The sequence below is a fragment of the Micromonospora sp. NPDC050695 genome (assembly GCF_040654415.1).
Lineage (GTDB): Bacteria > Actinomycetota > Actinomycetes > Mycobacteriales > Micromonosporaceae > Micromonospora.
In genome coordinates this window covers 196770-214049 of record NZ_JBFAHZ010000007.1, presented here as the reverse complement: position 1 = coordinate 214049, position 17280 = coordinate 196770, and the positions used below count along the sequence as shown (strand labels likewise).

Sequence of the window (17280 nt, the reverse complement as noted above, 5' to 3'; positions counted from 1 at the left end):
CCGACACGGGCCACAACAGCACCGACCGTTCCGACACCAGCCAGCACGAACCCCCGCCGAAACAGAGGAGCACCAACGGAGCACCAACGTTCCAAGATGTAGGACAATCGGCAACGAAAATGGGAAAGAAAAAGGCCATGACCCCTGTTCTTGCAGGTCATGGCCTTGATCGTTTGTGCGCCCGAAGGGACTCGAACCCCTAACCTTCTGATCCGTAGACGAGAAGTCGGATACCGCAGCTCGCAGCCTTGATCGAACTCCTCCCTGTCGCCCGATTTGGACAGATATCTGCTTTTTTCGATCCCTGTCAAGAACTTCCTTGCCGTTGTCTCATTCCGTGGGAAAGGCATCGATAGTGGTTGATTGTGGAGCGGTCGTGCTGGGCGTTTAATCGATCTCGTTAACGGTGCGCCTACGGGCACAATGAACGCCGTGCTGACCGCCACCCGTAGCCTGCTGACGTCGCTCGATCCGCTGCCGTACCCCGTGCGGATGAAGCGGCTCGTCGAGTGGGTACGTACCGCGCCTGATCGTGTTCAGATCTGCCGGGATCTGCGCGAGCAGGGTCCCTACGAGCGACATCTCGCCCTGGTCGCGGCAATGGTGACCCGGGACGCCGAGGGCATCGCCGCGGCGGCCCGCGACCCTCAGCCGTCGATCAGGGGTGCGGCGCTCACCGCAGCGCTGCGCGCCGACATCCCGATCGGCGATATCACCGACCGGTCGGCGATAGAGCGGCGTCGTATCTATCGGGGCCTGCGCCGCCGGTACGCCCCGGCTGTCGCCGACGCGCTCATCAGCGAGGTCCGCGCCCAGTTCGGTGACGAGGAGGCCGCCGCGCTGCTGCCAGCCTGCGGCGACGAGACGGTACGGGCGTTGCTGCCGGATCTGGAGCACGCGCTGCGCCTGGAGCGGCTGGTCCGGTGGCATGCGGTTCCGCTACTGGAGCGGGTCCGCGAGCGGCTGGCCGCAGCCCCACCTGAACTGGTGGCAAGGATCTGGGGCGAGGCCGCCGCCGCGGTCCTGCGGTGTGACCCGGCGCAGGCACTCGATCTGCTCGAACGGTACGCAATGGAGGAGTCGCTACCCGGCCCGCTCGACGCGTACGGGGTGCTCGCGGCATACGACGCCAATCGTGTCGTCCGTCTGCTTACCGCGCCCGGCCGCGCCGCCTGGCTGCGGCGGAACGTGCTCCCGCCGGCCTTGCTGCGCCGGTTGGCGGTGCTGCCCACCGACGAGTTGGCGCCGCTGGCCAGTCGGTTCCGGGATCACAGCCGGGCGCTGGCGGCGTTGCTCGATGCTGTCGCGCCGGCCCGACGCGGGGAGCTGTACGACCGGGCTATGGCCGAGGTCGACACGGCGGTGCTGATTCCGGCCGCCGAGATCATGGAGGTGCTACCGGCCGCGGTCCGGATCCGCGAGGCGAGGCGGGTGCTGGGCCTGACGAAAATCCAGGAGCATGAGGCCGAGGTGCGCCTCTGGAGTGCCTACCTGGCCTGGCCGGACGCGTCGGCGGCGCTGGACGTCGCGCTGCGCTCGGGGGACGCCGACGATCGGGGGCACGGATACGCGCTGTTGGTGCAGGCCGCCCGCCGCTCCCGCGACCCGCAGACGGTGGCGGAGGTGATCGTGCGGCTCGGTCGGCTGCGCAACGAGCAGGACCCTGTACGCGCTGCCGCGCTGACCGCGCTGGCGAAGGTGGCTCCGCTGCTCACCGCGGATACGGCGTCCGGGCTCACGCAGCTGACCACCGACGCGGTCGACGCCCGCGACGCCTCCGCCGCCACCACGACAGCGCTGAGCACGCTCGCTGCCGACGTCCTGCAGCACCACGTCGCCGTGCCGCAGCTACGCGAGTGGGCGCTGCTGGCGATCGACCTGGTGAGCACCGGCGCCAGCGTGCCGGTGCTGCGCCGGTTCGACACTGTGCTGCGCCGCGGGCAGGAGACACTGGTCTTCGAGCGGCTACGCGGCTGGGTCGAGGCCGGCATCGCCCGCGGCCGGTACGGGCCCCTCTTCGCGCTCACCCACGCGCTCGGCACGCGGGCCTGGCGGCTGCCACAGCTGCAGGACCTGCTGCGTCGGGCGATCGGCCCGCAAACGCTGGCCTCGGTGGCCCGCACGGCAATCAGGCTGTGGCTCGACGACCCGCGTACCCGCTCGGACCGCGTCGCCGAGGTGCTCGCCACCGATCCGACGGCGGTGACGCTCCACGAGGTGTGGGCGATCATCTGCGCCTCCCGCACCGATCTGCTCGACCGGGTGCTCAAACGCCGCCCGCGCGGTCGGTTCGTGGAACCCGGGACGCGATGGGTGCCCGCCTGGGTGCTGCACGCCGAGCGTTGGCTGCCCCGCCAACAGGCCCGCTTCGTGGAGCAGCTGGAGCTGATCCTCGCCGACACCGAGCAGCGAGTGTGGCAGCGCGCGGCGGCGATCCGAGCCGCTGCCCACGTACCCGGCGCGGGCCGAGAGCTGGTGCTGCACCACCTCGACGCCCCCGAAGTGGCGATCGCCGAGGCGGCGCTGGGCGCGCTGGTCTGGACCGACCGGCCCGACGAGGCACTGCCGGTGCTGCTCCGGTACGCCGGCAGCGACCGGGCGCGGGTCGCGCTGTACGCAGCCGGCCGGGCCGCCCGGCACGTCGCGCCGTCCCGGCTGGCACATGTGCTTACCGAGGTGCTGACCGGCCCGGTGAAGATCACAAGCCGGAAGGAGGCGGCCCGGCTGCTGGCACGCTACGGGCCGCCGCAGGTGATGGCGACGCTGCTCGACGCGTACACGAACCCGGACGCGCACCGCGACGTGCGCGCGGCGATCGTCTCCGCCGCCCGGCAACGACTAAAGACCGAGGCGAGCTGGACCATCCTGCGAGCCGCGGTCGACGGCAGCCGGGAGGAACGGCGCGCGGTCCTGGACGCATCTCCGTACGCAATACCGCAACGGGACCGCCCGGCCTACGGCGCGCTCATCATCGAAGCCTGCCAGGCCACCGACCGGGAGGTCCGGCGCACCGCCTTTCGCCAGCTCGGGGACTGGTCGCCTTGGCTGGCCGGACTCACCGGACTGGTCAATGACCGACTCACCGACCTCGATGAAACGATGGTGTCCACCGAGGTCGCCCACCTGCTCAAGGCTGGCGGCGACGCCATCCTTGGCGCCGCGCTGGCCCGACTGGTGGACCGCGACGCCAATGACGACCATCCGGGCGACCCGGCCACGGATCGCCCGGACCGACGCCGCATCGAACTCCTTGCATGCGGCGCGGTCGTCCGATCCGCAAGCCAGCCGGCCAACGCCGACCGGACCGCGCTGATCGAAGCGGCGCGGTGGCTCGCCAGCCGGCCCATCTTCGCCGGCACGGCCGCCGGACTGATGGTCGACCTCGGTCGACTCGACAATCTGGACGAGATCGCTGGGCTGTGCGCAGGCCGACCCGTCCTCGCTGCTCGCACCGCCGAACGCGTCAGCGCCCGCCTACGAAGCCTTCGCGAGTGGCCCGACCCGGCGACCCTCACCGACACCATCGCGCGGCTGGCGGGACGCGGCGACCTCGCCGGCGGGCTGTTCGCGGTTGCCCTGGTCCGGCACGGCGCCGACTTCGGGTGGAAGACGCCATGGCGGGACCTGCTGATCGCGCTGCGCCGACACCCGGACGCCGACGTGCGCGAGGAGGCGTACGCAATCGCCATGAGCTGACCGCCCGACCAAGCAGCAGCACTGGGAGCGTTCGTCGCGGCGTCAGATCCACGCCCATGGCGGATTGCCGTCCACGCACGCCTGCGCCACCGTACGCGCGGAGGCGGCTCCGCCGGAGGTGCGGGCAGTAAAGATGGCGTCGGCCAGCCGCCCCCGCAGCGCGGCAGATCCGTGCATGAAGGGGCGAGACCCACGGCCGCGAAGTACGGGTGGCTATGTTGGCCGGTGTCAGCGTCGATCCGGCGATGTCCGACGACGTCGTGGCCCTGGTCCCCCTCATGCAGCCGCACTTCTGTTCGGACGGTTCGAGCTGACACTGGATCTAGAGTGGCACGGTGAGCAACCAGCCGGTGCGTGACGCCTACTCGTACATGTCGGCGCAGTACATCTCCCTGGTCGATGGTGACTGGCAGGCCCACGTGGACGACACGGCCCTCGTCCGAGACCACCTCGTCGGTTCGGGAGGTACGGTGCTCGATCTCGGCTGCGGCCCCGGGCACTGGAGCGCCTACCTGCACTCGCTCGGCGTCGACGTGACCGGCGTCGACTTGGTCCCTGAGTTCATCGACCATGCCCGGACGCACTTTCCCGGGCCGGAGTTCCGGCTCGCATCGATGACCGACCTTGACCTTCCCAACCATTCGGTGGCCGGCATCCTCTCCTGGTACTCGACCATCCACCTACCGCCATCGGAGCTGGACGGGGTACTCATCGAGTTCCGCCGGATGCTGGCACCTTCCGGGAGGCTGGTAATCGGCTTCTTCGACAGCGACGACGAGGTCGCCGCGTTCGACCACAAGGTCTATACGGCATACCGCTGGCCCGTAGACGAGTTCTCCGCCCGCCTGACACAAGCCGGCTTCACCGAGCTTCAGCGCTTGCAACAGCAGTTTCCGGACCGTCCAGACCGCAAGTACGCAGCCATCGCCGCCGCAACATCCGCTGCGCCGTAGGGGGCCTACGTTCAAAAACAGTCCCAGATAAAGCGGCCTTCCCACTCGTCCTCACTGCGGCCCGACGCACGGCTACCGGCTACGAGCGCACCTGTCGCCGCCGTTCCTCCGTCACGCGCTGTGACGCCCGGATGGCGGCAGATGAGCGCGCCCGCTAGTGGCGCCATTCGGTCGGCCAGGACCCGAGGCGGGGTATCCCTTGACTCTCGACCCGGTCGAGGGCTGACCTTTCCTGGGTGACGTCTGAAGAGCGCGACCAACGATCAGTCCCTCTCGCGATTGACCTGGAGATGCTGCGGCCGGTACTGCGCGGCGGCTGGGGAGCGGATACCTGCGACCCGCACGATGTGCAGGATTGGCACGCCGGCAACGCAGCCCGTGGTCAATGCGGGGTGACTGCGTTGATCATTCAGGACTTGCTCGGTGGAGAGCTGATCCTCGGCGAGGTCCTCGCCGGAGACGCCAAGGTCGGCTACCACTACTGGAATCGATTGGCCGACGGCCGCGAGGTCGACCTGACAGCTGACCAGTTCCAGCCACCGGAAGTCGTTGTCGGCGGTCAAGTCCAGCAACGCCCGCCGGGCCCACCTCGGCGATGCCGCCAGCAGTACGAGATCCTGCGGGACCGCGTCTTCGTAGCCCTCTACGGCGGGCGATCCAAGCAATCCACGCAACAGTGACGGCCGGCGAACAGGCCGAGCGTACGAACGGCGGCAGAGCCGGATGTCCGCGCGTGCCCTCTGGCTGGAGCGAGCCTGTCCTATCCCTGTGCTCTAATCCCGTCATGCATGTCGTCGTCTGCGGCGCACTCGTGGAGAACGGTGCGGTCCTGCTGGTACACCGCAGTCCGACCCGCCGGGCATACCCGGATCGCTGGGATCTGCCCGGGGGGCATGTCGATGCGGGTGAGTCGGAACTACAGGCCCTCGCGCGCGAGATGCGCGAGGAGCTAGGGGTTCACATTGTGGCGGAGTCCGCTTCACGGTTGGGCGACTGGCATGCTGGCAGTGGCGAGGACGCCGTTCACGTGGGCGTCTGGCAAATCAGAGACTGGGTCGGCTCTCCCACCAACCGTGCATCTGATGAGCATGACGACATCGCATGGGTCGAGATCAGCGAGCTGGGCGGCCTTCCCCTCGTGTTTGGCGCCCTGCCGGCATTGCTTGGTTCCCTGCCTGAGCCTGACTGGCTGCCTCGTCGCGACGAAGCGCGGACAACCGCATCGCCGAGCGGCCCGTAGATCCATCGCTGCTCGGCACTTCCGTCCGGTTGAACCACCTACATCCGGTCATCGGCAGATCCGGTCACCGGCCGGGCGCGCTCGGTCAGCGGCAACCGTGGGTAATGGCTGTGTCAGCGTGCGGCTGGCCGATTCGGGGGCCCGCCGCCTCCGATACGCCCCGCCAGCGAAACGCGTCGGTGTCGGCTTGGCACTGTTCACGGAGCGGCCGCGTCACCTGCGTCCGTCGGACCGACTTTGTCGAGACCTCGGCGACAGGAGCCGCCATTGCTGCGACGCCGGGCGAGACCCGGCCGAACGCGCGAGACGGTCCATCACGCCTGGGTCGGCGCCGCCTCGGTTCGAGCACGCCCGGTCGGGAGTACGGGAATCAGATGCGCAGACCCCCGGTCGCCACCGCCGACGCTCACCCTGGCCGACGTCCCGACCACCGCTCGTCGCCGTGCACCAGCCCAGGTCAACGACAGCCCACCGCCCGCGCGCCCACCTCGGCAGAGAAGATTCACAACTAAGACCACAGTGGACAACAGCCGTACGCTCACCCGCCGGCAACCCGACCATGATCCAGACCAGGCGACCCGCAAACGCACTGGTCAGCACGGACCAGCACGAACCCCTGCCCAGACAGCACGGTGACAACGGAGCACCATCGGAGCACCAGATTCCAAATGCTGGGAAGATTCGTCCCAACCCTTAGAAGCAGTCAAGGCCGCGACCCCTGTTCTTGCAGGTCACAGCCTTGATCGTTTGTGCGCCCGAAGGGACTCGAACCCCTAACCTTCTGATCCGTAGTCAGATGCTCTATCCATTGAGCTACGGGCGCTCGTGCTCAGCCAGTGTACACACCCGGCTTTCGCGCGGAGACTCCGGGATTCGAACCCGGGAGGGGCTTTAAGACCCCAACCGCATTAGCAGTGCGGCGCCATAGACCAGACTAGGCGAAGTCTCCCTGGTGGCCCGCAGACCACCGCGCCCGAGGATACAGGTCGTCACCCACCGGGGGCAAAACGACTTCCGGGGTACGCCGACCGGGGCGGCCGGGCACCGTGTTTCGGCGCTGTGCGGCGACGTGATCGGGACTACGCTCCATCGATATGCAGGAGCAGCCGCCGAGCGAGCCGACCCGCCGAGAGCCTGCTGACCGGGCGCGTAAGCGCTCGGCGCGGGCCACCTTCACACCGCCGACGGCAGCCGAGCAGGCGACACCTCCGGCGGCTCCGGCCAGCCCGCGCCCACGGCGGCCCAAGCCCGCGCCGCCGGTGCTCTTCCAGCCACCGGAGCCGGACCGGCCGCTGCCCCGACAGCCGAGCCGTCCGCCGGCCAGTGCGACAGGCACCGACGCCGACGAGCCGAGCACGGCACCGAGCGCCGACCAGCCGGGCGAGGCGGACCGGCCGAGCGAACCGGGCCAGCCGAGCGCGGCAGCCAGCGTCGACCAGCCAGAGGCACCGAGCGTCGAGGGCACACCGGCTCCGAGCACCCCAGCGCTGCCCGCCCCGCGTAAGCGCGCCGCGAGCCCACGCAAGGCCGCCTCACCCAAGGCCACCCCACCCAAGGCCACCGCGCCGAAGAAGCGCACCCCAAGACCCACACCAGAGGCCAGCCCGGAAACGGCCAGCCCGGAAACGGCGTCCCCAGCCACCCCAGGGGCGCTCTCACCGCGTACCCCGGAATCTGACCTGCGCGCGGTGGCCGCGCGCCTGCGCGACCACCCGGGCTTCGCTCCGGAGCTGCTGGCGCTGTCGGCGGTGGAGTCGCTCGGGCCCGGCGCGGCCGACTGGGCCGAGCGGCTGCGGACCCGCTACCCGGACGCGTCGGCGGACGGCCTGGCGCGGCTGGCGACCCGGCGGTTCGTGCGGTCGGCGGGCGCGGGCGGGGCCGCGGCCGCGCTGGCCGGGCTCTTCGCGCCGTTGGCCGAGTTGGCCTCGGTGCTGTGGACCCACTCGAACCTGGTGCTGCACCTGGCGGCGGCGTACGGCAGGGATCCGGCCCATCCGGACCGGGCCGCCGAGCTGCTGGTGCTGACCCAGGTGCACCCGGATCCGGAGAGCGCGCGTGCCGCGTTGGCCGCCGCTCGGGCGGCGGACGACCCGGTCGAGGGTGCGTGGCCGCGGGCGGCGGAGGCCGCCTGGCGGCTGGCGGCGCCCCTCACCGCGCAGGCCGGTGGGTGGCTGGCGTTGCGTCTGGCGTCACGGCTGTTGCCGGGGGCGGCGGTGCTCGCCGCGGCGCTGGGCGACGCGGCGGCGGCGGACCGGCTCGCGGCCCGCGCGGTGGCCGCCTACCGGCCGCGTCAGAGCCAGTCGAACCACTCCCGGGGCAGCAGCGCGTAGCCGACGAAGGCCACCACGTCGAGCAGGGTGTGGGCGATGACCAGCGGCATCACCCGCCGGGTACGCAGGTAGAAGAGGCTGAAGATCACGCCCATCACCGCGTTGCCGACGAACGCGCCGAAGCCCTGGTAGAGGTGGTACGACCCGCGCAGCAGCGCACTGGCCGCGATGATCGCGGCGAGCCGCCACTGGAGCTGACGCAGCCGGGTGACCAGGTAGCCGACCACGATCACCTCCTCCAGCACGGCGTTCTGCACGGCGGCGAGGATCAACACGGGGACCGCCCACCAGACCTGCGGCAGCGCGGCCGGCACCAGCGTCGCGTTGAGGCCGAGCTGGGCCGCGACGAAGAACAGCGCCAGCCCGGGCAGGCCGATCAGCGCGGCGAGGCCGGCACCGCGCGCCAGGTCCTGGCCGGGCCGCCGGGCGTCCAGGCCGAGGGTCCGCGCCGGGTCGCCGGGGTCACGGCTGAGCAGGTGTACGGCGAGCAGCACCGGCAGCAGCGCGAACACGATGCCGAGCAGCTGGTACGTCAGGTCCAGCCAGGGGCGGGCCGACGCCGAGGTGTTCAGCGAGGCGGTCTGCTTGGAGAGCGGCCCGTCGGCGGTCAACTTCGCGATGATCGACACCACCGCGTAGACCGCGGACTGGCCGAGGGACAGGCCGAGGACCAGCAGCGTCTCGGTCCCCAGGAGCCGGCGGGACACCGGGCGGGTCAGCTCAACGGTCACCGCACCACTCTGCCCGACGGGCCGCCGCCCTGGCAGGGCCGACCGGCCGGCGTGAACCGATCGCACATTCTGTGCGACCGATCGACACTCTCCGTGGACATTCTATGGGCGCCCGATCCGCTGCCGTCTGGAGAAGGAGCGCCCTCGTGGATGACGTCGCGCGGCTGCTGAAGGAGAGCTGGACCCTGGTCGAGGAGGACCGGGACCGGCTCAGCGGGCACTTCTACGCCCGGTTGTTCCTGCTCGACCCCGCCCTGCGTCAACTTTTTCCGGTGCAGATGACCGGCCAGGGTGACCGCCTGTTGGAAGCGATCATCACGGCCATCCACGCGGTGGACGACCCGGAGAGCTTCGACGAGTTCCTTCGAGCGCTGGGCCGTGACCACCGTAAGTACCACGTTGACGACCGGCACTACGCGACGATGGGCGTCGCGCTGCTGGACGCGCTGCGCAGCACCGCCGGCGACGGATGGAACCTGGAGTACGACCAGGCGTGGCGGGACGCATACGCGGCGATATCGGCGAAGATGATGGCCGGGGCGGCGGCCGACGACAACCCGCCGTTCTGGCACGCCGAGGTGCTGACCCACGAGCGGTACGGCCCGGACACGGCCGTGCTGACCTGCCGGGCGTTGCAGCATCCGCTGCGCTGGGAGGCCGGGCAGTACGTCAGCCTGGAGGTGCCGCGGCACCACCCCCGGGTGTGGCGGACGTACTCGGTGGCGAACGCCCCGAACGACGACAACATCCTGGAGTTCCACGTGCGGACGCCGGGCGCGGGCTGGGTGTCCGGTGCGTTGGTCCGCCGGGTCCAGCCGGGTGACCTGCTGCGGCTGGCCGCGCCGATGGGTTCGATGATCCTGGACCGGTCGTCGGAACGGGACATCCTCTGCGTGGCCGGCGGGGTCGGGCTCGCGCCGATCAAGGCGCTGGTGGAGGAGTTGGCCTCCTACAACCGGACGCGGTGGGTGCACGTCTTCTACGGCGCCCGGCAGGCGGCCGACCTGTACGGCCTGGCCGGGTTGCAGGAGTTGATGGCCGTACACCCGTGGTTGTCGGTGACGGCGGCGTGCAGCGACGACCCGGACTTCGACGGCGAGGTGGGTGACATTCCGGACGTGGTGGCCCGCTACGGCCCGTGGACCACCCACGACTGCTACGTCTCCGGCTCGGCCCGGATGGTCCGGTCCACGCTGCGGGTGCTGGCCGCGGACGACGTGCCGCCCCCGCACATCCGCTACGACACCTTCGGCGACCTCTAGACGTTCCTCCCCCCACACCGGGGCGCGTGCCCCTGCCCCCTGGGGCGCGCGCCCCGGTCCCCCTCGTTGGTCAGTACCGCCAGGGTTGCCCGGTCTCCCGGTATTCCTCCACCGGCACGAGCGGCACGCCGGGTGCCATCCGGTCGACGTAGAGCCGGCCCTCCAGGTGGTCGATCTCGTGTGCGACGAGCCGGGCCATGCCGAACTCGAACGAGGTGATGATCCGGCTGCCGTCCCACTGGGCGTGCTCCACGTCCAGTCGCAGCGGCCGGGGCACCAGACCCCGGTGGTCGAAGAAGGAGAGGCAGCCCTCGTACTGCTCGTCGGTGTCCGGGTCGCCGTCGACGACCCGGGGGTTGAGCAGCACGACCGGCTCGGCCGCCCGGTCCGGAGGCCGCACCACGGCCGCCGCCCGGCCGATGCCGAGCTGCGGAGCGGCGACACCCACCCCCTTGCTGAACGGGTGCAGCTCGTCGAGCCGGACCACGACCGCGGTCAGCCGGTCGACGATGTCCCGGGCCACCTGTTCCTCGGCGGGCAGGTCGAACGGGCGGGCCCGCTGGCGGAGCAGGTCGGCGCCGCGCTGGACGATGCCGATCCCGCGCATCCGGTCGCTGGGCCGCACCCGGGTCCCGACGGTGTCGACGTCCGGTTCGGTGTCCGGGCGGGCGCGGAGGCGCCACTGCATCCGGTAGCGGGCGTTCAGCGGAGGGTCGTCGGTCTGCCAGTCGAAGATCGCCCGGTCGCCCTCGTCGTGTCGCTGCGGCGCCGTACGCAGCGGGCCCTCCTCCGCCGAGAGCGAGGTCTCCACGCCCCAGACCTGCGGGTCGAGCGCCGCCGGCAGGTCGAGACGTACGGCGAGGTGCCGGGTGGGCAGGCGGACGGCCCGCTGGAACCACGGCCCCCACTTGTCCTGCCCGACGCTGTACGCGTACTCGATGGTGGCCCGGTCGCCGGGGTAGAGCGGGAAGCGCCGCTCACCGTTCTCGAAGAGCAGCCAGATCTCCTTGAACGCGTCCCGGTCGTGTTTGGCCCGCCAGTGCATCGGCTCCGGGTCGCCGCCGCCGTCGTCGCGGCGGGCCTGTAGTTGCAGCTCGGCGAAGGTGAGGGGGTGCTCCCGGTGGTGCCGGTTGGAGCGGCCGGGGTCGTTCGGGTAGCGGTCGACGGCGACCCGGACCAGGTAGCGGGTGACCGGCTCGGTGCCGGCGTTGTACAGCTCACGGTGGATGACGCACCGGTAGCCGCCGTCGGTGTGGACGAGGGTGGCCGTTTCCCGCTCCACCACGAGACCGGTGCCGGGTGGCAGCCACTGGCCGGGAAGGGGTGACTCCCGTGGCGGTTGGCCGGAGCGGGCGTGGCGGACGTCGTCGTACTCCCGGAAGCGCTGCCAGATCGCGCCGCCGGCCTCCAGGACGGACTCGGCGCGGCGGGCGAAGTCCTCGGTGGGGCGGTGCCGGCGCCCTTCGACGTGGCTGACGTAGGACGGGTCGAACCCCATCAGGATGGCCAGTTGCTTTTTGGACAGCCCTCGCCCGGTCCGCTGTCGGGCGAGCTCGGCAGCGAAGGAGTCGGCAGCCCGATCGAGGGGGGAGATCGTCATCGGCTTCCTCGTGGCCGGGAGTATTAGTTTCACGTTCCGTGGCCGAGCGCACACGTATATGGCACCTTGCCGACACACCGCTTGACAATCCAGCGAGGGACGTCGATCCTGCCGCCCCTTCTTGTCACGGCCGACGTTGCTGGCAACCCCCGGCCGGCCGGCGGAGTTCTTTCTTCCGTGAGAGTTGATGCGAGTTTCGACACGTTCGTCGAACAGAGGTCCGCAGCGCTCCTGCGCCTCGCGTACCTCCTCACCGGGGACCGTGGCCACGCAGAGGACCTGCTGCAGACGGCCCTGCTCCGTACGATGCGTCGCTGGCCGAAGGCCCGTGACGCACCTGAGCCGTACACCCGGCAGGTGATGGTCAATCTGTCTCGCGACCGGATCAGGGCTCTTCTGCGGCGCCCCCGGGAGACGGCGCTGCCGGACAACCCCGATGCGTTCCGCTCCCCCGATCCCGGATTCGACGGCATCGGGGAGCGGCAGACGGTCACCGCCGCGTTGGCGCAGCTACCGATCCGGCAGCGACAGGTGATCGTCCTCCGGTATTTCGAGGACCTGTCCATCGAGCAGACGGCGGAACTCATCGGCTGCTCGACCGGAACGGTCAAGTCGTACACCTCGCGCGCGTTGTCCCGGCTGCGCGAACTGCTCGGCGACTTTCACGAGACCCAAGAGATAAGGGCTTCCCAATGACCGCTTTCGACGACGAACAGCTGGGCCGACTGCTGGGCGACCGGCTACACGAGGAGACGTACGCGATGAACGCACCATCGGGCCTCACCGAGACCCTCCACCGCAAGAACAGGCACCGCACCCGGACCCTGGGTCTCGCCGCTGCCGTGCCGGTGATCGCCGCCGCCGCGGTGGCCGCCTCGCTGGTCCTCACTCCCGGGGGTGGCAGCAGCACCACGCCGGCGACCGCCGACATGTTCACCGTCAGCTACGTCGCCGAGCAGACCGCCACCGCACTGAGCGAACTGCCCACATACATCCGGTACGAGAAGTCCGCACACCAGGGCCGCGACGGCAAGCCGGCCAGCATGATCGAGGCCTGGAGCGACCCCACCAGCAAGCGGGAACGGCAGGACAACCAGATCTTCTTCGGCGAGACCCGCTCGTTCACCGTCGTACTGGACGGTTCCGCCGCCACCGAGTTCAACCATGACAAGAAGAAGTGGTGGACCTTCGAGGTCAACCAGCTCGGGGCCGCCGCCAGCAACCGGATCCAGTCGCTGCCGCCGGGGCTCAACCCCACCGATCTCAAGCGCGCGGTCGACAGCGGGAAGGTGACGCTTGTCGGCAAGGAGACGGTGAACGGCAAGCAGGCCCTGCACCTGCAGTGGCTGGGCGGTCCGGGCAGCGCCATGGACAAGGCGAAGGCGGCCGAGGAGTCGATGCAGATCTGGGTCGACACGAAGTCCTACCTGCCGGTACGCGTGGTCGCCAAGGGCTTCACCGGCACCACCACCAGCGACTACGAGTGGCTGCCCCGCACCACTGAGAATCAGGCGAAGCTGGAGGTCTCCCCGCCGCCCGGCTACCAGAAGCTGTCCTGCACTCCGACGCCGGCCAAGGACTGCGGCCTGAACGACTGAGCGCGCTGCCGAGGCCCCGGATCGCGGTACGTGATCCGGGGCCTCACCTGTCGTCCCGGTCTGGGGGCCGATGCCGGAATCGCCGCAGGGTTGCCGCCGGGTTGCCGCCGGAAACTTGTCGCCCACGTTCCGACACTCACTTAGACCAGCCGGCTTTGTTAGGCTAGCCTTAGCTCAGGACGGCACGTGTCGTCCGCCGGGGCACGCTCCCGGTCAGTCGGACGGGGGACGACTCAGGTGACAGCGGTGATGCCGAGGCGGGACGTGACCGCCACGCCGCTCGCCCCCGTCACCGCGGCCCTGCGTTCCATGTTCGGCACCGACGACCTGCCCGGGCTCGCCCGGGGCCTGCTGGTCGACGACGAGTTCGGCTGGGCGCCCGCCACCACCCTGATTGACGGCAGCCGGCTGCCGGAGCTGCTGCGCGCCGCCGCCGTCCGCTGGGGCGGCACCCCGCATGCCTGCGCGGCGCTGGCCTGGAAGTCGTACAGCTACTGGACGGCGCTTCCGGTCGTGCTCGGCTGGGCCTCGGCCCGCCGGGTGCCCCTGCTCGACCCGGCCGACGTGCTGATCCACTTCGAGGACCACCGCCCTCTGCTCACGCTGGGCCTGCGGCGCAGCACCGCCGTGGCGGTCCTGCCGAGCGACCCGCTGGCGCTCGCCGGCCTGCCGGAGGTCCGCGTCGTCGCCGACGAGGCGGAGCTGCTGGCCGTGTTGCGGGCCTCCCTGCTCGACGCCCACCTGGCTCCGCTGATCACGGCGATCCAGGCGGAGGTCCGGGTGGGCACCCGTACGCTGCTCGGATCGGTGGCCTCCGGCATCGCGCACGGCATCCTGCGTGCCGCGGACGGGCTGCCCGGTTCCACGGTGCAGAGCATCGACACCCTGCTCGGCGCGCTCGACCTGGCCGACCTGGTCGAGCTGGTGCCGGGGCCGGGCGGCGAGCCGAGTGTGCAGCGACGCACCTGCTGCCTCGCGTTCACGCTGCCCAGCCCCAAGGTGTGCCAGGGCTGCTGCGTCCGGAGCTGACACCTCAGTCGGTCAGCTGCCGCACGTCCCACACCCACACGCCGCCGGTGAAGACCGGCTGGATCCCGGTCAGCTCGGTCATCCCCCGGCGCAGTGCCGCCTCGTGCTCGTGCGGCCCGAGGATGACCACCCCGGCCCGCCAGTAGCGCAGATCATCGACCGCCTTGACCCGGCTCTGTGGCGTGATCGGTGGCACGGCTCCGGTGCGCCGGATGGTGGCGAAGAAGCTGCTGGTGGGGCGGGGAGGGGCACCGAACAGCGCGACCTTCGGCGCCTCGGCGTTCGGCCGGGTGTCCGGGCCGAGGAAGTAGCCGCGGGCCAGCGGCATGTCCAGCCGGGTCACCGCGGACCAGCGCAGCGGCTCCGCGTAGTTGGTGTCCGGCAGCGGCAGGGTCACCACACTGCGCCCACCCGTCACATAGGGCCGCCACGCCCCACTCGTCACGAAGGACGGGACGGGGTCGAGGTCGACCACGGGCAGCGGGGTCGGCAGGATCGGCAGCAGGGCCATGGTGAGCACGGTGGCGGTGGCGAAACGGATCTGCGGCCGGGCGCCGGGGTGCGAGCGGGCCAGCTCACGAGCGCGCTCGGCACCGTACGCGAGCAGCAACCCGACGATCGGGGTGATCGCCAACGCCCACCGGGTCGGCACCACCGAGTGCAGGATCGGCAGGTTCTCCAGCGCCGCCCACGGCCCCGGCACCCCGGTGCCCCGACCGTCGAAGCGGACCTCCCGGCCCAGCGAGAGCACCGCGAAGAGCAACCCGAGCGCGCCCAACGCGAGCACCACGATCGATCGGCGCATCCACCAGACCAGGGCGATCGCCAGCACCAGCAGCGCCCAGCCGAAGAAGCTGTTCTCCTCGGTCGGGTTCTTGGCCAGGCCCGCCGCGGTGCGGGGGCTGCCGGCGAGGGACTCCCGGGAGTACGCGACGAACGAGGCGAGGTCGCTGGAGTAGCCACGGATCAGGCGGGACAGCCCGGAGTAGGCGCCCGGTCCGAAGAACTGCACGTACAGCGGGTACGCCAGCAGGACACCCGCGACCACCGCGGCGACGGCCAGGCCGGCGAGGAACGGCCGCGCCCGCGCCCGTAGGGCCGGGCGGCCGAGGGCGAGTACGCCGACGACCACGCCGAGACCGATCGCGGTCATCAGCAGGATCTCCAGGTTGAGGAACGCCTGCCAGACGATCACCAGCGCGAGCAGGACGCCGTTGCGGAGCCAGCGGCCGGGCTCGCCGAGACGCAGCGTGCGCCAAATGATCAAGGGGACGACGAACTGCGACACGATGTTCGGGTGTCCGTTGGCGTGCGACACCATGGCCGGCGCGAACGCGCAGAAGCCGGCGCCCAGCCAGGCCGGGCCTCGGGCACCGATCAGGACCCGGGACAGCAGGAGGTACCAGGCGGTGGCGGTGGCAATCATTCCGAGGGTGAGAAAGGCCAGGAAACTCGCGCGTGGCCCCAGGAGCAGGGTGACCGGCGTCATTGGCAGCGAAATGGATAATACGGACGTATTCGCCATCAGATTCACGCCGTCCGGCACGTTCATCCGGTCCGAATGAAAAGGGTAGGCAAAATGCGTGACGACCCGCGCACCGTGCGCCATCATCCATTCGAACTGCGACTGATCGGACCGGTTGTCCCGCACCCCGCTGCCCGGGTCCAACCAGAGCCGCCCGGTGACCCAGAAACCGAGCGCCACGAAGCTCAGCACCGCGACCAGGTCGGCCCGCTTCCCGTTGCGGCGCAACGGCGCACCGTCGTCGACCGCGCCCGCTGTCGACCGTGTGGCTGGGCCGCCGTCGGGCACGGGCGAGCGGTCGCGCGGGGCAGCCGGACCCTCGCCGGACACAGCCGGACCCTCGCCGCGCGCGTCCGGTTCAGGAGTAGTCATGACAATTCGTAGGGTAGCCAGCGTATGACGTGGCCGTGACATGTTTCGGGGTACTGCCGTACTATGTGCCGGGTTCGCCGACCGCCGATCACGTGCCCACCCCCCGACCACAATTCGGCTACCCCGATGCCCCGATTCTTCTGCCGTCCCAGTGGATGATTCACTCTGTCGGTCCAGGCACGGGTCGAGTTCATATCGTGAGGAATCGACGCATGGCAGAAATCACTGGGGATCAGCGCGTCCAGTCCGAGGTGCTGGAGGGCCTGGCGACAGCTGTCAACCACCGTCGCTGGTTCGTCGAACTGGCGGTGCCGTACCTCGGCGACGACCCGATCGAGATCGGCAGCGGTCTCGGTGACTACGCGCTGGAATGGTCACAGCGGCTGCCCCGGTTCACCGCCACGGAGGCCGACCCGGACCGGCTGGTGCAGCTCAAGGAACGCCTCGCCGACCAGCCGAGCATCGATGTCCGACAGATGCTGCTGCCGCACAACGACCAGGGGCACTACAGCGCCGCGGTCTCGTACAACGTGCTGGAGCACATCGAGGACCACGTGGGCGCGCTGCGCAGCATGCGTGACCTGGTCCGGCCCGGTGGCGCGGTGATCATCATCGTGCCGGCGTTCCAGTTCGCCATGAGCCCGGCGGACATCGCCACCGGCCACGTCCGCCGGTACACCAAGAAGACGCTCGGTACGGCGATGACCGAGGCCGGCCTGACCGTGGAAAAGATCCACTACGCGAACGCGCTCGGGTTGATCGGCTACTTCATGGCCACCAAGGTCTTCCGGCTCATGCCGAAGGAGGGCCCGATGGTCAAGGTGTACGACACTCTGGTCCTGCCCGCCACCAAGGCCGCCGAACAGCTCGTGCACCCCCCGTTCGGCCAGTCCGTCTTCGCCGTAGCCCGCGTCCCCGCCTGACGCCACCCCGCGATCTTGCAC

At 70.4% G+C, this 17280-nt stretch carries 14 protein-coding genes and 2 tRNA genes; 10 read left to right on the top strand and 6 right to left on the bottom strand.

What is annotated here, in order from left to right:
• Positions 1–423: 423 nt before the first annotated feature.
• On the top strand, positions 424–3696 hold the full coding sequence (locus tag AB0H52_RS07995) for a hypothetical protein (protein ID WP_357945985.1): 3273 nt from the start codon (positions 424–426) through the stop codon (positions 3694–3696).
• A gap of 42 nt (positions 3697–3738) precedes the next feature.
• Here the strand turns inward: AB0H52_RS07995 and AB0H52_RS07990 are convergent, their stop codons facing one another.
• Entirely contained in the window at positions 3739–3873 is a 135-nt protein-coding gene (locus AB0H52_RS07990; protein ID WP_357945982.1) for a hypothetical protein, read from the bottom strand.
• Positions 3874–4031: 158 nt separating this feature from the next.
• On the opposite strand from AB0H52_RS07990, the gene AB0H52_RS07985 reads away from it, so the two are divergent.
• The 3 genes from AB0H52_RS07985 to AB0H52_RS07975 all read left to right on the top strand — a co-directional run bounded on the left by AB0H52_RS07985 (position 4032) and on the right by AB0H52_RS07975 (position 5889).
• On the top strand, positions 4032–4649 hold the full coding sequence (locus AB0H52_RS07985; RefSeq protein WP_357945979.1) for a class I SAM-dependent methyltransferase: 618 nt from the start codon (positions 4032–4034) through the stop codon (positions 4647–4649).
• A gap of 236 nt (positions 4650–4885) precedes the next feature.
• Complete coding sequence (locus tag AB0H52_RS07980; protein ID WP_357945976.1) at positions 4886–5329, top strand: hypothetical protein; 444 nt, start codon at positions 4886–4888, stop codon at positions 5327–5329.
• Between the two features lie 104 nt (positions 5330–5433).
• Positions 5434–5889: an NUDIX domain-containing protein gene (locus tag AB0H52_RS07975; protein WP_357945973.1), complete on the top strand. Its 456-nt coding sequence runs from the start codon at positions 5434–5436 to the stop codon at positions 5887–5889.
• A 750-nt stretch (positions 5890–6639) separates the two neighbouring features.
• Here the strand turns inward: AB0H52_RS07975 and AB0H52_RS07970 are convergent.
• Both AB0H52_RS07970 and AB0H52_RS07965 read right to left on the bottom strand, forming a co-directional pair.
• A tRNA-Arg gene (locus AB0H52_RS07970) sits at positions 6640–6712 on the bottom strand.
• A gap of 35 nt (positions 6713–6747) precedes the next feature.
• A tRNA-Ser gene (locus tag AB0H52_RS07965) sits at positions 6748–6838 on the bottom strand.
• Between the two features lie 145 nt (positions 6839–6983).
• Here AB0H52_RS07965 and AB0H52_RS07960 point away from each other — a divergent pair.
• Positions 6984–8219 carry a hypothetical protein gene (locus AB0H52_RS07960; RefSeq protein ID WP_357945970.1) on the top strand — a complete coding sequence of 412 codons (1236 nt, stop codon included), beginning with the start codon at positions 6984–6986 and terminating at the stop codon, positions 8217–8219.
• On the opposite strand, the gene AB0H52_RS07955 is transcribed toward AB0H52_RS07960, so the two are convergent.
• A complete protein-coding gene (locus AB0H52_RS07955) occupies positions 8180–8950 on the bottom strand; it encodes a CPBP family intramembrane glutamic endopeptidase (protein WP_151490131.1) in 771 nt (256 codons plus the stop codon). The genes AB0H52_RS07960 and AB0H52_RS07955 overlap by 40 nt on opposite strands.
• 146 nt (positions 8951–9096) lie before the next feature.
• Here AB0H52_RS07955 and AB0H52_RS07950 point away from each other — a divergent pair, with 146 nt between their 5' ends.
• Positions 9097–10212 (top strand): globin domain-containing protein, encoded by a 1116-nt coding sequence (locus tag AB0H52_RS07950; protein WP_151490129.1) that lies wholly within the window; start codon positions 9097–9099, stop codon positions 10210–10212.
• A gap of 70 nt (positions 10213–10282) precedes the next feature.
• Here the strand turns inward: AB0H52_RS07950 and AB0H52_RS07945 are convergent, their stop codons facing one another.
• Positions 10283–11812, bottom strand: coding sequence for a peptide deformylase (locus tag AB0H52_RS07945; RefSeq protein WP_151490127.1), 1530 nt, complete (start codon positions 11810–11812; stop codon positions 10283–10285).
• A gap of 177 nt (positions 11813–11989) precedes the next feature.
• On the opposite strand from AB0H52_RS07945, the gene AB0H52_RS07940 reads away from it, so the two are divergent.
• The 3 genes from AB0H52_RS07940 (at position 11990) to AB0H52_RS07930 (ending at position 14439) form a co-directional block, all read left to right on the top strand.
• Entirely contained in the window at positions 11990–12508 is a 519-nt protein-coding gene (locus tag AB0H52_RS07940; protein WP_357946002.1) for a SigE family RNA polymerase sigma factor, read from the top strand.
• Positions 12505–13410 carry a hypothetical protein gene (locus AB0H52_RS07935; protein ID WP_357945966.1) on the top strand — a complete coding sequence of 302 codons (906 nt, stop codon included), beginning with the start codon at positions 12505–12507 and terminating at the stop codon, positions 13408–13410. Before AB0H52_RS07940 ends, AB0H52_RS07935 begins: the two co-directional genes overlap by 4 nt.
• A 249-nt stretch (positions 13411–13659) precedes the next feature.
• Positions 13660–14439, top strand: coding sequence for an IucA/IucC family C-terminal-domain containing protein (locus AB0H52_RS07930; protein WP_151490122.1), 780 nt, complete (start codon positions 13660–13662; stop codon positions 14437–14439).
• A 4-nt stretch (positions 14440–14443) separates the two neighbouring features.
• On the opposite strand, the gene AB0H52_RS07925 is transcribed toward AB0H52_RS07930, so the two are convergent.
• Positions 14444–16336 (bottom strand): hypothetical protein, encoded by a 1893-nt coding sequence (locus AB0H52_RS07925; RefSeq protein ID WP_357945963.1) that lies wholly within the window; start codon positions 16334–16336, stop codon positions 14444–14446.
• 212 nt (positions 16337–16548) lie between these two features.
• Here AB0H52_RS07925 and AB0H52_RS07920 point away from each other — a divergent pair, with 212 nt between their 5' ends.
• A complete protein-coding gene (locus AB0H52_RS07920; RefSeq protein WP_357945960.1) occupies positions 16549–17259 on the top strand; it encodes a class I SAM-dependent methyltransferase in 711 nt (236 codons plus the stop codon).
• Positions 17260–17280 lie beyond the last annotated feature (21 nt).

Coding starts and splice junctions, on each gene's coding strand:
- AB0H52_RS07935 (WP_357945966.1), top strand. CDS start 12,505: ATGACCGCTTTCGACGACGAACAGCTGGGCCGACTGCTGGGCGACCGG.
- AB0H52_RS07930 (WP_151490122.1), top strand. CDS start 13,660: ATGCCGAGGCGGGACGTGACCGCCACGCCGCTCGCCCCCGTCACCGCG.
- AB0H52_RS07925 (WP_357945963.1), bottom strand. CDS start 16,336: ATGACTACTCCTGAACCGGACGCGCGCGGCGAGGGTCCGGCTGTGTCC.
- AB0H52_RS07995 (WP_357945985.1), top strand. CDS start 424: ATGAACGCCGTGCTGACCGCCACCCGTAGCCTGCTGACGTCGCTCGAT.
- AB0H52_RS07990 (WP_357945982.1), bottom strand. CDS start 3,873: ATGCACGGATCTGCCGCGCTGCGGGGGCGGCTGGCCGACGCCATCTTT.
- AB0H52_RS07945 (WP_151490127.1), bottom strand. CDS start 11,812: ATGACGATCTCCCCCCTCGATCGGGCTGCCGACTCCTTCGCTGCCGAG.
- AB0H52_RS07975 (WP_357945973.1), top strand. CDS start 5,434: ATGCATGTCGTCGTCTGCGGCGCACTCGTGGAGAACGGTGCGGTCCTG.
- AB0H52_RS07920 (WP_357945960.1), top strand. CDS start 16,549: ATGGCAGAAATCACTGGGGATCAGCGCGTCCAGTCCGAGGTGCTGGAG.
- AB0H52_RS07960 (WP_357945970.1), top strand. CDS start 6,984: ATGCAGGAGCAGCCGCCGAGCGAGCCGACCCGCCGAGAGCCTGCTGAC.